The sequence below is a fragment of the Sodalis sp. C49 genome, assembly GCF_046352915.1.
Taxonomy (GTDB): domain Bacteria; phylum Pseudomonadota; class Gammaproteobacteria; order Enterobacterales; family Enterobacteriaceae; genus Acerihabitans.
The window spans coordinates 2,990,334-3,007,759 of record NZ_CP163303.1 but is presented as its reverse complement, the minus strand read 5'-3'; the positions used below and the strand labels follow the sequence as shown (position 1 = coordinate 3,007,759).

The 17,426-nt window shown below is 56.3% G+C and carries 17 protein-coding genes; 6 read left to right on the top strand and 11 right to left on the bottom strand.

Annotated elements, in window-relative coordinates; genetic code table 11:
- Positions 1-121: 121 nt before the first annotated feature.
- On the bottom strand, positions 122-1,552 hold the full coding sequence (locus ABUK12_RS13575; protein ID WP_410012355.1) for a sugar porter family MFS transporter: 1,431 nt from the start codon (positions 1,550-1,552) through the stop codon (positions 122-124).
- 341 nt (positions 1,553-1,893) lie between these two features.
- Between ABUK12_RS13575 and cbpA the strand changes: the two genes are divergently transcribed.
- From cbpA to ABUK12_RS13560, 3 genes are all read left to right on the top strand, one after another.
- Positions 1,894-2,832, top strand: coding sequence for a curved DNA-binding protein (gene cbpA / locus ABUK12_RS13570; protein ID WP_410012354.1), 939 nt, complete (start codon positions 1,894-1,896; stop codon positions 2,830-2,832).
- Positions 2,833-2,838: 6 nt separating this feature from the next.
- Positions 2,839-3,141, top strand: coding sequence for a chaperone modulator CbpM (locus ABUK12_RS13565; RefSeq protein ID WP_410012353.1), 303 nt, complete (start codon positions 2,839-2,841; stop codon positions 3,139-3,141).
- A gap of 195 nt (positions 3,142-3,336) precedes the next feature.
- Positions 3,337-4,350 carry a glycosyltransferase family 9 protein gene (locus ABUK12_RS13560; RefSeq protein WP_410012351.1) on the top strand — a complete coding sequence of 338 codons (1,014 nt, stop codon included), beginning with the start codon at positions 3,337-3,339 and terminating at the stop codon, positions 4,348-4,350.
- Here ABUK12_RS13560 and ABUK12_RS13555 read toward each other — a convergent pair.
- Positions 4,347-4,703, bottom strand: a complete 357-nt coding sequence (locus tag ABUK12_RS13555) for a DUF1493 family protein (protein WP_410012350.1) — start codon at positions 4,701-4,703, stop codon at positions 4,347-4,349. The two genes, ABUK12_RS13560 and ABUK12_RS13555, sit on opposite strands and share 4 nt — an antisense overlap.
- Complete coding sequence (locus tag ABUK12_RS13550; RefSeq protein WP_410012349.1) at positions 4,693-5,832, bottom strand: glycosyltransferase family 9 protein; 1,140 nt, start codon at positions 5,830-5,832, stop codon at positions 4,693-4,695. Before ABUK12_RS13550 ends, ABUK12_RS13555 begins: the two co-directional genes overlap by 11 nt.
- 613 nt (positions 5,833-6,445) lie before the next feature.
- On the opposite strand from ABUK12_RS13550, the gene gntU reads away from it, so the two are divergent.
- Positions 6,446-7,783: a gluconate transporter gene (gene gntU / locus ABUK12_RS13545; protein ID WP_410012348.1), complete on the top strand. Its 1,338-nt coding sequence runs from the start codon at positions 6,446-6,448 to the stop codon at positions 7,781-7,783.
- A gap of 140 nt (positions 7,784-7,923) precedes the next feature.
- Here gntU and ABUK12_RS13540 read toward each other — a convergent pair whose 3' ends face one another.
- On the bottom strand, positions 7,924-8,502 hold the full coding sequence (locus tag ABUK12_RS13540) for an Ail/Lom family outer membrane beta-barrel protein (protein ID WP_410012347.1): 579 nt from the start codon (positions 8,500-8,502) through the stop codon (positions 7,924-7,926).
- A 507-nt stretch (positions 8,503-9,009) separates the two neighbouring features.
- Between ABUK12_RS13540 and ABUK12_RS13535 the strand changes: the two genes are divergently transcribed.
- Positions 9,010-9,681, top strand: a complete 672-nt coding sequence (locus ABUK12_RS13535) for a TetR/AcrR family transcriptional regulator (protein ID WP_410012346.1) — start codon at positions 9,010-9,012, stop codon at positions 9,679-9,681.
- Between the two features lie 125 nt (positions 9,682-9,806).
- Here ABUK12_RS13535 and ABUK12_RS13530 read toward each other — a convergent pair whose 3' ends face one another.
- The 5 genes from ABUK12_RS13530 to panE form a co-directional block, all read right to left on the bottom strand.
- Positions 9,807-10,607, bottom strand: coding sequence for an anti-sigma factor family protein (locus tag ABUK12_RS13530; protein ID WP_410012345.1), 801 nt, complete (start codon positions 10,605-10,607; stop codon positions 9,807-9,809).
- Positions 10,607-11,134: a sigma-70 family RNA polymerase sigma factor gene (locus ABUK12_RS13525; protein WP_410016643.1), complete on the bottom strand. Its 528-nt coding sequence runs from the start codon at positions 11,132-11,134 to the stop codon at positions 10,607-10,609. Before ABUK12_RS13525 ends, ABUK12_RS13530 begins: the two co-directional genes overlap by 1 nt.
- Positions 11,135-11,157: 23 nt before the next feature.
- Positions 11,158-11,640 (bottom strand): tetratricopeptide repeat protein, encoded by a 483-nt coding sequence (locus ABUK12_RS13520; protein ID WP_410016642.1) that lies wholly within the window; start codon positions 11,638-11,640, stop codon positions 11,158-11,160.
- Between the two features lie 102 nt (positions 11,641-11,742).
- Entirely contained in the window at positions 11,743-12,312 is a 570-nt protein-coding gene (locus ABUK12_RS13515) for a cytochrome b (protein ID WP_410012344.1), read from the bottom strand.
- Between the two features lie 91 nt (positions 12,313-12,403).
- Positions 12,404-13,336, bottom strand: a complete 933-nt coding sequence (gene panE, locus ABUK12_RS13510; protein WP_410012343.1) for a 2-dehydropantoate 2-reductase — start codon at positions 13,334-13,336, stop codon at positions 12,404-12,406.
- Between the two features lie 569 nt (positions 13,337-13,905).
- On the opposite strand from panE, the gene ABUK12_RS13505 reads away from it, so the two are divergent.
- Complete coding sequence (locus ABUK12_RS13505) at positions 13,906-14,643, top strand: metallophosphoesterase (protein ID WP_410012341.1); 738 nt, start codon at positions 13,906-13,908, stop codon at positions 14,641-14,643.
- A 70-nt stretch (positions 14,644-14,713) separates the two neighbouring features.
- On the opposite strand, the gene lsrK is transcribed toward ABUK12_RS13505, so the two are convergent.
- Both lsrK and lsrR read right to left on the bottom strand, forming a co-directional pair.
- The gene (lsrK, locus tag ABUK12_RS13500; RefSeq protein WP_410012340.1) at positions 14,714-16,321 is read right to left on the bottom strand and encodes an autoinducer-2 kinase; all 1,608 of its coding nucleotides are present in this window, start codon (positions 16,319-16,321) and stop codon (positions 14,714-14,716) included.
- Positions 16,322-16,368: 47 nt separating this feature from the next.
- Positions 16,369-17,334: a transcriptional regulator LsrR gene (gene lsrR / locus ABUK12_RS13495; RefSeq protein ID WP_410012339.1), complete on the bottom strand. Its 966-nt coding sequence runs from the start codon at positions 17,332-17,334 to the stop codon at positions 16,369-16,371.
- Between the last annotated feature and the right edge of the window lie 92 nt (positions 17,335-17,426).

The following is a 17,426-nucleotide window of genomic DNA, read 5'->3' as shown; positions in this document are numbered from 1 at the left end:
AGGGGATTGGCGCCCGGCACGTATGAAGGCAGGTGGCGGCTAATATCGGTATTGGCGCCGGCAACGACTGACGATAGCGGTATATTAGCCGCTATTAGCCGCTATTAGCCGCTATTAGCCGCTACTGGCCGATATGCCGCAGCTTTTTACCCGCCAGCAGGTTGTGCTCTATTTTTTCCAGCGACATATTTTTGGTTTCCGGTATCAGGATAAAGGTGATCACCACAAAGACCACATTAAGCGCGCTGTAGAGCCAGAACGTGGCGGCGGCGCCAATATGTCCCATCAGGGTCAGGAAGGTGGCGCCGATAATCATATTGGCGACCCAGTTGGTGGTGGTGGAACAGGTAATGCCGAAGTCGCGGCTTTTCAGCGGCTGGATTTCAGAACACAGGATCCAGACCACCGGCGCGGCGCTCATGGCGTAACCGGCGATGCACATCATGGTCATGCCCACCGCCAGATAGGAAATGCCGGCGGAATGATTGCCGCTATCGATCAATTGCAGGCAAACCCCCAGCAGCAGCGTGCCGACGGCGATGACGCTAAAGCCGATTTTCAGCGCCGGCTTGCGCCCCGCCTTGTCCACCATGCCGATGGCGATAAATGTCGCCAGCACAAACGTCAGACCGACGATAACCGTCGCGATCATTTGTTGGCGGGTGGTGGTGAATCCCGCCAGGCTGAAAATTTTCGGCGCGTAATACATGATGATATTCATACCGGTAAATTGCTGCATTGCCTGCAACAACATGCCGAGAAATACCGCCCGGCGCACATTGCCGTTGGACTTGAATAATGCCCAGCCGTTTTGCTTGAGCTTCAGGCTTTCACGGATATCATTGAGCTCTTGCCGCGCCTTTTCCGAGGTGTCGCGCAGCATCCGCAGTACCTGTTCCGCTTCGATATGCCGTCCCTTGGATGCCAGCCAGCGGGGACTGTTGGGCAGAAAAAACACCGCCGCCAGCAAGACGATCGCCGGGATGCACAGCACGCCCAGCATGGCGCGCCAGTTGCCGCTAGCGCTAAAGGCGGTATCGGACAAAAAGGCCAGCAATATGCCCAGGGTCACCATCAGCTGATACATGGCGATAAGCTTGCCGCGTATGGATTCAGTGGCCATTTCGGACAAATAAAGCGGCGCGGTATAGGACGCGATGCCGATGGCAAAACCCAGCAGCACACGGCTGAGCAACAGGATTTCCGCCGACTGGGCCAGCGCCGAGCCAACAGAGCCGAAGATAAACAGCACGGCGCCGATCATCAGGCTGTATTTGCGTCCCAGACGGGAAGAGAACCAGCCGTTGGCCAGCGCCCCGATCGCCGCGCCCAGCATCATGCTGCTGACTATCCACTCCTGCAATTGATTGCTCAGGGAAAAATGCTCGGCGATAAGCGGCAGGGCGCCGGCAATCACGCCGATATCCAGCCCGAACAACAGGCCGGCCATGGCGGCGGAGAAGGAGATAAACGCATTCATAAAGCGCGCGTTACCGGCCAACGGAATGCCGGTAGCGGCGGCCGGGGAGGGGTATTCGCCAGAGTGTGACATGAAGTCTCCATACAAAGCATAACAACGGCGGTCAGCCGGACAGGTGCTTAACATGGAACCCATTGCCCTTCAGCGTGAGACTTGGTCGGCTAAAGATATAGAGAGTCCTGCTACTTATCTGGTATTTGTGATAGGTGTATCACATTTATCAGCTGGTTAATCCCTACAAAATGGATAAAACAGCTTTACGATTGCCCGCTTTTTTTATGCCGCGCGCCGGCGACCGGACAGACTTTTAATGCACTGGCCGAAGTGCTAAAGTTAATCAAATTGCAGGTATTTCCGTCAGCGGTGGGTTTAAACGCCGCAATTCACTACATCAAATATGGCGGTAGGGCTGTATGGATTTTAAAGATTATTATGCCGCTCTGGGTGTCGAACCCACGGCCGATATTAAAACGATCAAAACCGCGTATCGCCGGCTGGCGCGTAAATATCATCCCGACGTCAGCACCGAGCCCAATGCCGAAGCTAAATTCAAAGATATCGCCGAAGCCTATGAGGTGCTCAAGGACAGCGCCCGTCGCGCCGAATACGATGAACTGCGTAAATATGGTCAGGGCGGGCGCTTCGAGGCGCCCCCCGGCTGGCAGCCCGGCGGGCGCGCCGGCGGCCAGGCGCAAAACGATTTCGAGCCGCGTGACTATTCCGATTTTTTTGAATCGGTGTTCGGCGGCCAGGCCCGTGGCGGACAGCGCGCCCGCGCGCCCAGGCGCGGCCAGGATGCTGAAATTGAGGTGGCGGTATTCCTGGAGGAAACCCTTGAGGAGCACCAGCGCACCATCAGTTATCAACTGTCGGCCCCGGTTGAGCGCGGGCGGCAGGGCGCGCCGATCGGCAAAACGCTGAAGGTGAAGATCCCCGCCGGCGTCAGCGACGGCGATCGCATCCGCATCAAAGGACAGGGGCCCGCGGGCAGCAACGGCGGCGACAATGGCGACCTTTATTTGGTTATCCGCATCGCCCCGCATCCGTTATTTGACATCGACGGCAACAACCTGCTGGTCACTTTGCCCCTGGCCCCTTGGGAAGCGGCGCTTGGCGCTAAAGTCACGGTGCCCACGCTCACCGGCAAGATTACCCTTACCGTGCCGGCCAACAGCCAGACCGGCCAGCACCTGCGCGTCAAGGGCAAGGGCCTGGTGAATAAGCAGGGAACCGGCGATTTATATGCTTTGATTAAAGTGGTGATGCCGCCGCAGGCCGACGATCGGGCCCGTGACCTGTGGACGCAGCTCGCCGCGCAATGTGCGTTTAATCCTCGTGCGGAATGGGAGTAAAAGGCCATGACCGATGTCAGGGTTACCCTGGAAATCACGGAAATTTGCCAAACAGCCAGTATTTCCCGGGACGAACTGTTAGAAGTGGTGGCGTTGGGCATTATTGCCCCGCAGGATAACTCAACCGACGACTGGCGTTTCGAGCCGGCGGCGTTGCGGGAGCTTAAGCGGGCGCAGCGCCTGCGCCAGGATTTGGAGCTGGACTGGGCGGGCATTGCGCTGGCGGTGAACCTGCTTGACGAAATCTCCCGCTTAAGAACGGAGAACCGGCGTTTGCATCAGCGCCTGGACCGCTTTCTGATGAAATAATTGGCCGGCGACCCGGCCGGTTACCCCACTCTTTCAGCCCTGGTCCAGGGCTGATATCATTTATTGCCTTATCATTTATCTTCAAATGGTTGAACGTGTCTAATTCGCCGGTGTCCTATAACCGGTCATAAACCATCCTTATGTGGCCCGGTGGGGTTTTAACCTGACTGTTAATTCTATCAGCGGAGCAACGCCATGAGAGCCTTGGTGGTATGTCGGGATAATATCGGCGATACGTTGTTGACCACTCCGCTCATCCGCGCCCTGGCCAGGGAAGGCGGCTACCAGGTCGATGTCCTGGCAAACAGCTACAATGCCGGGGTGCTGGCGCGCAATCCCGATATCGGCAATATCTACGTCTATCAGAAAAGCCACCATCGCGGCGCGGGCGCATCCCGTCTCGGTATTCTCCTGCGCCGGATAAAAATCATGTGGCTTATCCGCCGTACGCATTACGATATTGCCGTGATTGCCAAAAGTCGCTGGGACCGGCGGGTATTAAAATGGGGCACATTGTCGGGGGCCGCCAGGATCCTGGCCCTGGGCGAACTTTCCCATCCGATGATTACCGATTTGGTCACGCCGCCGCCAGAGAGCCGGGAACATCTGGTGCAGCGATTTCACCGTATGCTGGCCCCCCTGGGGCTACGCTCGCCCGCCGGACCCCTGGTGCTTAACGCCGATCCGGCCGCGGTCGACGCGCTGTCGGCACGTTACGGCATCGAGCCCGGCCAGCCGGTCATCGGGCTGCAAATCAGCGCCCGCAGAATTCTGCAGCGCTGGCCCGAGGCTCATTTTGTCGCCTTGGCAAGGCTCATCGCCGCCGCCGGTCCCGGCAGGATCATCCTGCTCTGGTCGCCGGGCGCGGCGGATAATCCCACGCATCCGGGTGATGACGCGTTGGCTGCGCGCATTGTGGCCGCCTGCCGTTTACCTGGTTTGATCCCTATCGCCACCCGATCGCTGGATGAGCTGACGGCGGCCATGCAGCTGTGCGACAGCGTGGTGACCAGCGACGGCGGGGCGATGCATATCGCGGCCGGATTGGGCAAAGGCATTGTCGCGTTATTCGGCGACAGCGATCCGATATGCTGGGCCCCCTGGCGGGTGCCGCATACGGTTTTGCTGGCAGAGGATAACAATGTGGCGTCTCTGACACCCGAACGGGTGTATCAGGCGTTGCGCGGGCTCAGGCCGGAAGCGCGCTAGTTTTCCTGCCGCGGCCATCTGCCGGCGCGGGCGGCCGAGACCAGCATCGCCAGGGTTAATGGCCGCGGACCGTCTGGCGGCGCAGCACCGATGCTCAGGCCCAAATGCTGCATTATCCTGATGGGGATCGGGCGGTTGTTTTCCGGGAAATAGGCCAAATGGTCGTAGTGGCTGGCGTCGACCTGAAAAAGCAGAAAAAAGTCGTTCATCAGGTGATCGAATTCGTCTTGGGATAAATTCAGATCCTCGCGCAGGGAAAAGGCCGGGCACAGGGGCTTGCTCCGGCCCCAGATATCGGGCTGGCGAAACGGGCTGATAAAATCGAATACCTGCTGGCGCAAATCAGGTTCCATAATGGTATTCGCTCATTGCCAGATCCGGCGTGTTGTCCTGGCCGCGGCGGTAACTTCGGCGCACGGCGGCAAAAACTTCATCGACGGTAATGGCCGTCATCGGGAACGGGCTGTTGGCCAGGTCCGGCGCCAGCGTGTGCAGCGGTTTATAAAACACATGGTGCAGGTGCTGGTCCTGGTAGGGCCCGGTATACAAGGGATTGGCGGTCACGAACAGGCTTACGGTCCGCACCTGCTGCGCAATCGCCAGATGCAGTGGCCCGGTATCGCCGGTTACCAGCGTATCAAAAGTGGTTATCGCGGCGGCAAGTTCCAGCAGGCTGGTTTTACCCACCAGTGAAATTACCCGGCGCCGGTTATCAGCCGGTATCAGGGCCATAAAGTCATCGACCAGGGATAACTCGTTCTTGCCGCCGATAAGCACCACGTCAAGCGTTGAATCCTGATCCATCAGTTTGCGGCTTAACGCGGCGAAGCTCGCCGGCGGCCAGCGCCTGAAATCCCGCGAGGCGCCAAGCTGGAAGCCGACGCGAACCCTATCCAGGGGTTTTGCCTGATGCGGGATGACCACTGGAATCGCCATCCGCACCGCGGTCGTATCGCATCCCAGGGGTTGCAGCAGATTCAGCTTGCGTTGCACGGTATGTCCCTCGAATTTTTGCGAGTAGGCGGTGAGCCAGGGGTTGAGCGCCGGGCTTTCGCTGCCGTAATGATCGCGAAAGATGTAACGGCATCCGGCCAGTACCACGCTTAGGATATCGTAAGGAAAATAGGAGTGCAGGATCACCGCCAATTGCGGACGCAGGCGACGTAATTTATAGATAAAATAGATAATATTATTGAACTTATTGTTCCAGTATATGACCTCGTCAAACAGCGCGCTGTTATGTACCAGTTCCTTATTTTTCGGGCTGGACACCAGCACCAGCCTGGCATGGGGGAATTTTTTCCTGAGCGCATGAATTGCAGGGGTATTAAGAATTAAATCGCCTAGCGCAGTAGTGGAATAGATGACAATACAACTAATGTCATTATTGTTGCACTCGTCCGCCCGGCCTTTTTTATAGCCGCTAAAAAAAGTGTAGCAAGAGAGTATCTTGTTGATAATATTGATCTTATTTCTTTTCATAGCGTTATTTTATTAATAAGAGAATTAAAGGCATAATAACATAACCTGGCCAAAAAATATTCGCTATTATTGCCAGGAAATCGTTAAATTCGTAAATGCTGATGGCAAAACGGAGCGGCCAGAAGAACAGGGTATGCCATTTTTATCGCCAAGTTAAATTAAATAATTTTATATGTTACTTAAATGGCGTTTATACCAAATGCTCCATGAGCTTGTCCTTGGAGGGTTTTTATTTTGGTAAGTTCAATTAATTTTAATTTTAATAGTAACTCTGTCATAAATTAAATAGGGTTTGGCATATCTTGCAATAATATCTGCTTAAATCCATGAGTAACATTACATAATCTACCCGTGAGTTATTTATTCACCCTGTGACTCGACCCGGTCTGGGGCAAAGCAACATTCGTTACAAAAAAAATGTGATATAACCCCATTTTTTGGAGGTACATCACACTTTTAGTGTGATCTGCTTCTAAGTTCTTGCCTTTTTTATAGTCAGGAAGGACTATTGTTACCGGTAACATTTTTTCTTTAGGAGTCAGCGCGTGATCGCACAAAAAAGAACTACCGTCAGGACCGGCGGCGCCATGACCGGTATGGCGGATAAGGCAATATGAGTACCTTAACATTGATTATCACCGCCATCGGGTCGGTGCTTATCCTGCTGTTCCTGGTGATGAAAGCGCGTATGCACGCGTTTGTCGCCCTGCTGTTGGTTTCCGTGGGCACAGGTATCTTCTCCGGAATGCCGCTGGAAAAAATTGCCGATACCATGCAGGCGGGCATGGGCGGGACGCTGGGCTTCCTGGCCATCGTCGTCGCTCTGGGGTCGATGTTTGGCAAGGTTTTGCATGAGACCGGCGCGCTGGATCAAATCGCCGGTAAAATGGTGAAGTGCTTTGGCGAAAGCCGCGCCTTTTTGGCTATGGGCATCGTGGGATTAATTTGCGCGTTGCCGCTGTTTTTTGAAGTGGCGGTCATGCTGCTGATTGGCGTGGTTTTTGCCGTCGCCCGCCGTACCGACGGTAATTTGGTTAAGTTATTGGTGCCGTTATTTGCCGGCGTCGCGGCGGCGGCGGCATTTTTGCTGCCTGGTCCGACGCCAATGCTGCTCGCCTCGCAGATGCACGCGGATTTTGGCTGGATGATTGCCATCGGCCTGATGGCGGCAATCCCGGGCATGCTGTTGGCCGGTCCGGTATTCGGCAGCTTTATCAGCAAGTCTGTTTTTATCCCGGTGCCGGCGGATGTCGCTGAACCGCAGCTGAAAACGGGCGAGCTGCCGTCGTTTGGTTTTAGCGTCTCGCTGGTGCTGTTTCCGCTGATCCTGGTGGGGTTGAAAACCATCGGCGTGCGCTTTGTGGCCCAGGGCGGAACCATGTATCGCTGGATGGAACTGGTCGGTCACCCGTTTATCGCCATCCTGCTCGCCTGCCTGGTGGCCATCTACGGTCTGGCTTATCGCCAGGGCATGAGCAAGGATAAGGTGATGGAGATTTGCTCGGCGGCGTTGCAGCCGGCGGGCATCATCCTGCTGGTGACCGGCGCCGGCGGGGTATTCAAACAGGTATTGGTGGATTCCGGCGTAGGGCCGGCGCTGGGCAATGCCCTGATCAGCACCGGACTGCCGATTGCCGTGGCCTGCTTTGTGCTGGCCGCCGCTATCCGCATTATCCAGGGGTCCGCCACCGTTGCCTGCCTGACCACCGTCGGCCTGATTATGCCGGTGGTCGCGCCGCTGGGATTCAGCGGCGCGCAGATGGCGGCGCTGTCGGTATGCATCGGCGGCGGCTCCATTGTCTGCAGTCACGTCAACGATGCCGGCTTCTGGCTGTTCGGCAAGCTGACCGGCGCCACCGAACTGCAAACGTTAAAGACCTGGACGGTTATGGAAACCATTCTCGGCACCACCGGCGCGGTGGTGGGCATGATTGCCTTTGCCTTGCTATGATTCCCTCCACGCGGCTTTGCGTCCATAGCCGCTCAAGAGGATGCCGATAGCCACCGCGTAGACGGGCGTGAATCACACTGTCCGGATAAGACATCTGCCCGCCGCCGGCAATCATTCTTGCCGTCGGCGGGCAGCGCTAATCAGAAGCGATAACCCACGCCCGCGTTAAACCCATTGATTGCCAGTGATTTATGATTATCGCTGGCTTTGAAATGGGAGCCTTCATATCCCACGTCCAGCGTCAGGTTTGAAGTGGGGTTAAACTGCACACCGGCTCCATACATCAGGGACGTATTTTTATAGTTAGCCTGGTTTTCTCTTATTACCTTTCCTGTTTTATCATAAGCCTTGCGGTTATAGTCCAATTTATTAAAGTTAACCCCAGCCAGGCCATAAATACTGATAAATTCATTGAATCGGAAAGCCGGGCCGGCGGCAAGAGACAGATAACGGAATTTTTCTTTTTCTTCGCCGGTGCGATAGTTCTGTTTAGGATCAAATGCGGAGTAAGAATCATTGGAGCCCATAAACGTCATGGAAGTAATAATACCGACCGGACTCTCCCCTTCATAACGATACTTGAGATTCGCGCCTTTGGGACGGGAGTCTAAAATTTTACTCTGCGCATACCCCAAAGACAGGGTATGTTCGTTAGCGGCGGCGGCAAAACTGGTTCCCAGGGTCGCGCAAGCGGCCAGCGCAAGGCATATTTTTTTCATTATCTCATCCTTAATTAATTTATAAATTAAATATATGCAATTGTTCAATAGTGTTATAACGCGTGAGTATAATAACGTGTTTGAGGGCGAGAATTTTAAACGAAACGTTACACTGAGAAAGAATAAATAAAAATCACCGGGTTAAATTGAACTTCTTGGTAATGCATGTTCATAAAATTGCTTATTAAAGTATTAAGTAATGTATGTAACAAGAGAGGGTGTCGGCATGAAATTCGATTATTTTTTATAATTAACCGCTATTGACTGAATTAAAAAAAAGATGACGTCTGTGCATTATATTCCATGCCCCGGCCGCGGTTGAGAGGACCTTGCCTCCGCCTTCGACCATTATTGCCGCTCTCCGCTGTCGAAAGCGGTCCTCGCGCCGGGATGTCCCTGGGGCAACAGCCTTGACAAATTCTGAAAACCACCTCGACACTGGCGTCGCGATTTTTTATAATGGCCATTAATTATTCAATCACCGCAGTTTGGGCCAGAGAGGATGTCATGAGCATTGAACAAGCAGCATGTCTGAAGAAGGGTCGTGGACGCCCTAAGCAGTTTGACCGCGACATCGCTTTGGACAAGGCGCTGGAAATGTTCTGGCGGCATGGTTATGAAGCCACCTCAATGGCCGATTTGGTCGAGGCCACCGGCGCCAAGGCGCCGACGCTGTATGCCGAGTTCGGTAATAAAGAAGGGTTGTTTCGCGCGGCGGTGGAACGCTATGTCAGCAAATTCGCCGAGAAAGGCAAAGCCTTGCTGACACGCCCCGGCAGTTCCATCACCGAAGCCGTGGAAGGTTTTTTCCGCGCCGCGGCGGCCACCTTTACCGATAAGAGCCTGCCTTCAGGGTGCTTTATCATCTGCACGTCGGCGGCGTTGTCCGCCTCCTCGGAAGATGTCGCCGAATTGCTGCGCACGCGCCACCATTTGCAGGAAAATACGCTGCGGGAATTCCTGCTGGCCCGCCAGGCCCAGGACGAACTGCCCGCCGGCACCAACATCCCGGCGTTGGCGAAATATCTGGCCTGCACGCTGCAAGGCATGTCGGTCCAGGCCCGGGACGGCGCAACCCAGGAAGATTTGGACAGTATCGTTTCCACGCTTATGGCGGTCTGGCCGGAATTAATCCGCATCGGCGCGGACTTCAGGCTGCTTGCCGCCGTCGAAGCCTGACTTTTACCCCCGGCGGCCCGTCGGCGCAGCCTGGCCCCCCACCCTTGGCGCGCCGGCCAGGGGGCGTGTACATCCCCCGCCGTGCGCTGGTCCGTTTTACACGGCTGCCTGCGTGATACCACTGATTACCCCAGCATTAATTTTTGCGCCAGCGTACGCATTTCCGCCGCCGGATTATGGCCGATCAGCATAAAATGGTGCTTTTGCGCGCTCCAGTACACCACGTTCATCTCCAGGCGGACTTCGCTTTGCGCGCCGCGGTTAACCGCGCGATCGGCCGTGGTAATACAGAACGCCAGTGGGCCATGGCTAGGGTCCAGATAGGCGATTTGCGCAATGGGCTGGCTATCGTAACGCAGCATCCGGGCAAACTTCAGCTCTATCCCCGGCAGGGACAGGCGTGAAGGCTCAAGCGCCAGGCCCAGCTTGGCGCCGATAGTGCGCAGCTGCCGGTGTTGCAGTGCCATGGATTCGGGCATGTCGGCAAAGGTTTCATTGGTATAAAGCGACATATACTGCGCAACCAGGCCGCGCCAGTTGCCCTCGGGCGCTTCGCCTTCTCCCAGCCCCGCCGACAGCCGTCCGGCCACGCCGCCCACCGCCAGGCACGCTATCACCGCCGCGATCAGCTGGCGCCGGCTGACGCCATTCCCGCGCGCAGACGACGCCGGCAATGGTGAAGACCCGGCGTACAGCGTTGCCAGCCCGGCCTTTAAGCGGGCCACCGGCGCCTGTTCCAGCAGGCCGGCATAAGCCGCGCCAAACGGCAGGCTGGCGGAATCCAGATGGGCCAGACGCGCCGCCAGCCGTGGGTCCCGGCTGACCTGCTCCTCTATCTGACGGCGTTGTTCCGCGCTGATTTCATTATCCAGGTAAGCCACCAGGGTTTCATCGGAAAACGGCGGAGCCGGGTGTTGTTGTGTCATTAAAAATCCCCCTCTGCCACGATCCGTCCTGACGCGACGGCGGTGTCGTTTGCCAGCCGTTGCCGGGCGGTCGCCAGTCGGCTCATAATAGTGCCGATAGGTACGGACAAGGTATGTGCCGCTTCCTGATAGGTAAAACCTTCCACATAAACCAGGAATACCGCATTGCGCTGCGCCTCCGGCAACCGGTTGACCCGCGCCATGACTTGATTCGCCCAAATAGCATTCACCGCGCTATGGTCGTCGGTTGGAACATCGGCGCCATCGATATCAACAAATCCCTGGCCCTGGCGGATTAACCGTGACCTGATCTCATTGACCCATATTGAGTGCAGAATCGTGAACAGCCAGCGATCCAGGGTGGTGCCGGCGGTAAACTGCCCCGCACGCTCCAGGGCGCGCACGCAGGTCGCCTGCACCAAATCATCGGCGATATCCGGTTTGCGCGATAACACCATGCCGTAGCGCCAAAGGCGCGCCAGATGGTGCTCCAGTTCGCCTCTGATCTCGTCTGCTTTCACACTTATCCTCTCACTGCCGGATGCGCTGCCTACAGCTCGGGGTGGCCGTCAATGGCCGCCGCCAGATCGCGATATTCCTCGCATCCGGTACCGCACAGGGTCTTGATCGTGGCCAGCTGTTCCCTGGCCAGGTCCGGACGTCCCTTGATCATATAGGCTTCGCCAAGATATTCGCGTACCTGGGCATAATGCGGATCGAGGGCGATCGATTTCTGATAATACCCGATGCCCTCGTCGGTGCGCCCCAGCTTGCGGGTGGCGTAACCGCGATAATTCCAGGCCTGGGCGGTATTGGGCTGCCTGAGGGTATTCAATACTCCCAGCGCCTCGTCATAACGCCCGGCCTTGGCCAGGGAATAGGCATACCGGGCGCGATCGGCGTCGGATAGCATGCCGCCTTTATCTACCATGCAGCTTTTGGTGCGTGAATCGTAGATCTGTCCCTTGGGACAGGTGGGCGTCGTGGCCGAACTGTCGCCCATGGCGTTCGCCGCGCCGGACAGCAGCAGCATGACGCCGCCCGCCAGCGGCAGGACGCGTTTTTTTAATACCCTTACAGTCGCTGCGTAAGTCATGGTTGGTACTCCGGTGGTTAAGGGGCGGATATCCGGACGTTATTCTGCCGGCGGGAACATTCTTTTCAGCGTATCGTCGCGCAGTACGTAGTGATGGAATAACGCCGCGCAGGCATGCAGGCCCGCAAGGATGATAATGGTCCACGCGGTATAGAAATGCAGCATGCCGAACGTACGGCGCAGCATGGGATCGACGCCGAAAATATCAGGAACAGGAAACAGGCCGAAAAACAGAAAAGGTTCGCCCTGAGCCCACCGGAACAGAAAGCCCAGGGTAACCTGCCCGATCAGCAGCAGGTATAGCGCCCAATGGGTCAGCTTGGCGATACGGTGCAGCCATAATGACGACGAGGCGGCGGGTAATCGTTTCCCGGCCGTACCCCGCCAGATAAGCCGGGCGACAATCAGAGCGGCGAGCATGATACCGAAGGAGATGTGCAGCGACTGGAGCCCTTTACGCCAGGGCGTACCGCGCTCCAGTTGCTCCCATATCTGCGAGCTGGCAAAAAGAAAAATAACGATTAACGCCGTTGCCCAATGCAACGTGATGGTCCATTTATCATAGCGTCGCGAGGGCGTTTTTTCCGACGCGGAAGGTGTGGTTGACATACCTGTATCCTGATTGCCTGGTTGGAATACAGAGTAAACACCTCATCGTGGCAATTTATTCGCTTTTTTTAAATTATTTTTTTCACCGCGCCTATGACGCTATGGCGTGCTCCCGGCCGCGCTGATAGACCGCCAGATGGGTATAGGCGGCGCAAAGCAGGGGAGTGGCGAGCCCGGCGCGCTGGCCTATTGCCACCAGATCGCCCAGCACCTGTTCCGCCTCCACCTGGTAACCCTGGTTCATATCCCGGTACATGGACGAGGTTTGCGCTGAATTTTTCTGAGTCAATAACGCGGTGGTATGCGCGATATAGTCTTCGCGCCGCTGATAGCCCGCCGAGGTTATCACCGTCAGTATCTCGTTTATCATCGCGCGGGCGAACTGTTCCCCGCCCGGGGCCGCGGCCACCTGGCCGATATTGCCGCGCATCAGGCAGGTAATGGCGCCGAGGCTTGCCAGCAGCAGCCATTTTTCCCACATATCGTTGATGATGGTGGTGGATAACCGGGAGGTAAAACCCGCATCCTTGAACAGCGCATCAAGCCGGCTGATGCGATCGGACAGCGAGCCGTCCAGTTCGCCGTAGGTGAATTCATGCAGCGGGCTTAATTGCACGACCCGTCCCTGTTCGTCAAGGGTGGCGGCTATTTTGCACAACCCGCCGATAACCGCCTGCCCGCCGAAGCGGTCGATGAGGATCTCCAGATGCTTCATGCCGTTGAGTATCGGCATGATAATCGTATCGGCGCCCACCGCCGGGGCAATATCGTTAAGCGCCGCTTCCAGGCCGAAGGCTTTTACCGTTAACAGGATGACGTCAAAGGGGCGGTTGATTTGCGCAGCGGTTATCAGCTGCGGTTGCAATGACGTCTCGCCTGTGGGAGTGACTAACCGCAGGCCGTGATGGCGCAGCGCATCGGCACGCTTGCCGCGCACCAAAAAAGTCACGTCGCGTCCGGCCTGGGCCAGCCTGCCGCCAAAATAACCTCCGGTAGCGCCTGCGCCGACAACTAAGATCCGCATAGTATTCCCTTCTTATTGTTAAATAGTGAAGAACCCCATCATCCGCCAGAAATGGGTGAGGATGCAACTCAGCGCGCGGACATCCCAGGCATCGCATAACCCGGTCTGGGATGGGGCCTGCGCCACGGAGCGGACAGGATACGTTAATCTAAACGCAATGCATGGCGTTAAGAAAATATCTTTCTAGCGGTTGATTATGAAAAATACTACCGTGATAATCCACGCTATTCAGTCTCAATAGCCAGCGTCAGGCCGGGATTTATATTGCGGCGGCAATTACCGCGGGATTATTTTCGCCACCTGCTGTTTGATCCGGTCTGGTCATGAAAATGTCATTTTATTCAATTATAATGAATTTAATAATATGATTTTAAAATAAAATATATTATGCCATTCTTAATGGATTATTGAATCGTATATGTTGACGCTTGGCGGTAAAAGTGCCGGCCGACCTGTTAATCGGCGCATGATGGATGACCCGTCATTCGATCCGATAATAATGTCATCGATAAGATAGTATTCAAAAGTTTTGATAATGTTATATGAATTAATATTAGCGGAGATAAGAAATGAAAATCATCCAGATCACCGACAGCCACCTGCGTTCAACGCCTGGCGCGACGATCCATGGCTATAATACCTATGAGGGGTTAACCTCGGTGATAGACGTTATTATTGACCATCATAATTTTGCATGCGAAGCACTGCTGGTTACCGGTGATATCTCTGATGACGGTTCTCACGCGTCTTATCGGCTCGCGCTGCAACAGATGAAAAGGCTGAGTCTGCCGATTTATTATTTGGGTGGTAATCATGATAACGCAATAAATCTGGCTGCGGTATTCGGCGCGGAAAAAAACGTCGGCAAGATAGAGGCGTTGTTATGCGACGATTGGCAATTTATCTGCGTCGACACCGTACAAAATAACCAGGACAGCGGTTTCCTGTCCGCGCAGGCGCAGGAGACATTGCGCAGGCAAATCGCCGGCGGTGAAAAAAATAATATCGCATTATTTATGCATCATCACCCCGTTGCCGTAGGTATACCTTTGGTCGATGATTGCATGCTGCTTAACGGCGAAGACATTATCGCCCTCTGTCAGGCTCACGATGAAATCAAGGCGCTGTGCTGCGGCCATGCGCATACAGAATATCAGGAAATACAAAATAATTGCATGATAAGCGTATGCCCGGCGACCTCGTTTCAATGGCAAGACGGCGCCAGAACACTACTCACGGAAAATAAGCGCGGGTTCAACATCCTGGAGTTCGGCGCAACCTATCAGGCCACAACCTTTTTTATATGACTGCCGTTAAGAGATATAACCTGCGCCATACCGTTGCCATCCCTGCAACGCGGCCGGCACTCCCCGCCGTTTACAGCCCGGGCGCTTTCCACATCGAGGTGGTCAGGCCATGATCCACCAGGCCCAGCTGATCGGCGTACACCGCCTGCCAATTGATTTTCATTTCCTGGTAGCGCTGATGGTTTTCCATGTCGGGCTGGTATTCACGCTCCCAGCGCACCAGGCGCTCGCCGGTTTCGGCCAGCGCCGGATAGATGCCGGCGCCCACCCCGGCGGCGATGGCGCAGCCCAGCGCCGTGGCTTCCTTGACCTCGGGTACTTTAACCATCAGGCCGGTAACGTCGCTGAGGATCTGGCACCATAACTTACCTTTGGATCCGCCGCCGGCGAAAACCAACGAGGGCGCCTGTACGCCTGAGAAGCGGGCGATCTGCTCCAGATTGCAGGCACAAACGATGGCCGCGTTTTCTTCCAGGGCGCGGAACAGCGTCTGTTTATTGCAGCGATCGGGATCGATGGACAAATTGATAAACGAGGGGGCGGCGTGATACCAGGATTTAAAATGCATGGCGTCGGAAAATATCGGCATGATGCCATGGGATCCCACCGGTACGCGGGCCGCCATTTCCTCCAGCAGGCTATAGGTGTCCACGCCCATGCGCGCGGCGATGGATTTTTCCTCGCTGCAAAAAGCGTCGCGAAACCAGCGCATGGTAAGCCCGGTAAAAAAGCTGATGCACTCGGCCTGCGTCATGCCGGGGATGACATGGGGATTGATGCGGATGTTCATATCCGGATCGGTCATCGGCGCGGGCAGGTTAACCACCTGCTGCCAAAAGGTGCCGCCCAGCACCGCGGTTTGTCCCGGCTGCACGATGCCTAATCCCAGGCTGCCGAGCTGTACATCGCCGCCGCCCATGACGACCGGGGTGCCCGCCGCCAGTCCGCAGGCATGCGCGGCCAGGCGCGTGACCTCGCCCAATAGGGTGCCGGTCTCGCGCACCGGCGAGAGCATGTCGGCGCGCAGGCCGGCCATATCCAGCAGGCTGCGTTGCCAGTCGCGGCTGGAGAGACTCAGCATGCCGGTGGTGCCGGCGTTCGAGGGATCGACCGCCAGTTCCCCGGAAAGCATATAGGCCAGCCAGTCGCTTATCATGGTCAGCGTCGCCGCCCGGCGATACACGTCCGGCCGGTGGTGCGCCAGCCACAACAGGCGCGGCATGGCGCTCAGCGCCAGGGTTTGCCCGGAATACTCATACACCTCGCGCTCAAAACAATAATCGTGCAGTTCTTTCAGCTCGGCCACTTCGCGGCTGGCGCGGGCATCGACGTTGGCGCAGGCCCAGATGGGCTTGCCGTGGCGATCATAGAGCACGATGCCTTCGCGCATGGAGCAGGCGGCCACCGCCCGAATCGCCAGGGGAGGAAGCCCGGCGCGTTGCAGCGCCTGGCGTATGCATCCGCAGGCCAGCTGCCAGTTGTTGTCCAGATCAAAGTCCATGGACCCTGGGATGGCGGGGTCGGAGACGTGCCGCCATTCAGCCTGGCTCACGGCCACCTGATTGCCTGCGGTATCGAAAATTACCGCCCGCACGCTGCCGGTGCCGGCATCGATCGCCATCAGATAATCGCCGCCGGGGGCGGGATCATTGTGCGTAGGGTTACAGAGTGATGTCATGGTTTTATCTCTGTTTTATCCGCGCCGGGGCGCGTTATGGGTATGGATTACAGCCTATCGAGCATGGCCCTCACCGTACTTTCTTCCGTGACCAGGGCGTTGATATGTTTGCCCGCCAGCGCCGCCAGGATGGCCTCGGCTTTTTCCACGCCGCCCGCCACGCCGATCACCAAGGGAATATTGTCCAAATCCCGCAGCGATATGCCGATCAGTTCCTGGTGGATTGGCATGGCCGCCGTCAATTCGCCGTTTCGCTGCATAAAATAGCCAAGAATATCGCCCACCGCGCCCTTGCGTCCGAACAGCAGCTGTTCCCCCTCGCTGATATAACCGGAACGCATGATGGTGGCCTCGCGCCGCTGGCTTAGCGAACCGATGCCTACCACCGCGATATCCGCGGCGCAGGCGGTCAGCATGACATCCTGTACGCTGCGCTCCTGGCGGAAAATTTCCGCCACGCTTGCCGAGGACGCGCGCAGCGGCGCCGGGATAATGCTGACGCTGCAGGCGGCGTCCAACTGGCCGATGCCGGTCATATAGGGACCGACCCCGCCGGAAAGGGTCACCAGCCTGATCTGCTGCGAGGTGATAAAACCGCTCAGATGCTGCAGCGTGCTCATGGCGGTTTCGCCAAAACCCACCGCCAGCAGTTGCTGCGGTTGAAGCTGCTTCATGATCTCCTGGGCGGCGCCGATGCCGATGCGTTGGCTCATATCCCGCTGCGGCAAGGCCGGCAACACCCGCGCGTGGCGCAAATCGAAACGCTCCAGCAATTGGTTTTCCAGCTCCAGGCATCCCTCGTAACGGGAGTTAATTTGTACGCGGATGACGCCCGACTGGCGGCCTTTTTCCAGCAGACGCGACACCTTGAGGCGGGTCAGCCCAAGCTGCTCGCCAATCTCTCCCTGGGTCATGCCGTCGTGATAATAAAACCACGCTATACGCGCTAACAGTTCCTGCTCGGCCATGCTGCTGTCCGCTGGGTTGAAATGATCCGGATTATTTTTCTTCATATAGAACACTTATTAAAATTTAAATCAATTGTTCAATTAATCACAACGCTAAATTGTGATGGAGACGACAAAAAGACCTTTCCGCCATCTGG

Coding starts and splice junctions, on each gene's coding strand:
- ABUK12_RS13575 (WP_410012355.1), bottom strand. CDS start 1,552: ATGTCACACTCTGGCGAATACCCCTCCCCGGCCGCCGCTACCGGCATT.
- cbpA (WP_410012354.1), top strand. CDS start 1,894: ATGGATTTTAAAGATTATTATGCCGCTCTGGGTGTCGAACCCACGGCC.
- ABUK12_RS13565 (WP_410012353.1), top strand. CDS start 2,839: ATGACCGATGTCAGGGTTACCCTGGAAATCACGGAAATTTGCCAAACA.
- ABUK12_RS13560 (WP_410012351.1), top strand. CDS start 3,337: ATGAGAGCCTTGGTGGTATGTCGGGATAATATCGGCGATACGTTGTTG.
- ABUK12_RS13555 (WP_410012350.1), bottom strand. CDS start 4,703: ATGGAACCTGATTTGCGCCAGCAGGTATTCGATTTTATCAGCCCGTTT.
- ABUK12_RS13550 (WP_410012349.1), bottom strand. CDS start 5,832: ATGAAAAGAAATAAGATCAATATTATCAACAAGATACTCTCTTGCTAC.
- gntU (WP_410012348.1), top strand. CDS start 6,446: ATGAGTACCTTAACATTGATTATCACCGCCATCGGGTCGGTGCTTATC.
- ABUK12_RS13540 (WP_410012347.1), bottom strand. CDS start 8,502: ATGAAAAAAATATGCCTTGCGCTGGCCGCTTGCGCGACCCTGGGAACC.
- ABUK12_RS13535 (WP_410012346.1), top strand. CDS start 9,010: ATGAGCATTGAACAAGCAGCATGTCTGAAGAAGGGTCGTGGACGCCCT.
- ABUK12_RS13530 (WP_410012345.1), bottom strand. CDS start 10,607: ATGACACAACAACACCCGGCTCCGCCGTTTTCCGATGAAACCCTGGTG.
- ABUK12_RS13520 (WP_410016642.1), bottom strand. CDS start 11,640: ATGCTGCTGCTGTCCGGCGCGGCGAACGCCATGGGCGACAGTTCGGCC.
- ABUK12_RS13515 (WP_410012344.1), bottom strand. CDS start 12,312: ATGTCAACCACACCTTCCGCGTCGGAAAAAACGCCCTCGCGACGCTAT.
- panE (WP_410012343.1), bottom strand. CDS start 13,336: ATGCGGATCTTAGTTGTCGGCGCAGGCGCTACCGGAGGTTATTTTGGC.
- ABUK12_RS13505 (WP_410012341.1), top strand. CDS start 13,906: ATGAAAATCATCCAGATCACCGACAGCCACCTGCGTTCAACGCCTGGC.
- lsrK (WP_410012340.1), bottom strand. CDS start 16,321: ATGACATCACTCTGTAACCCTACGCACAATGATCCCGCCCCCGGCGGC.
- lsrR (WP_410012339.1), bottom strand. CDS start 17,334: ATGAAGAAAAATAATCCGGATCATTTCAACCCAGCGGACAGCAGCATG.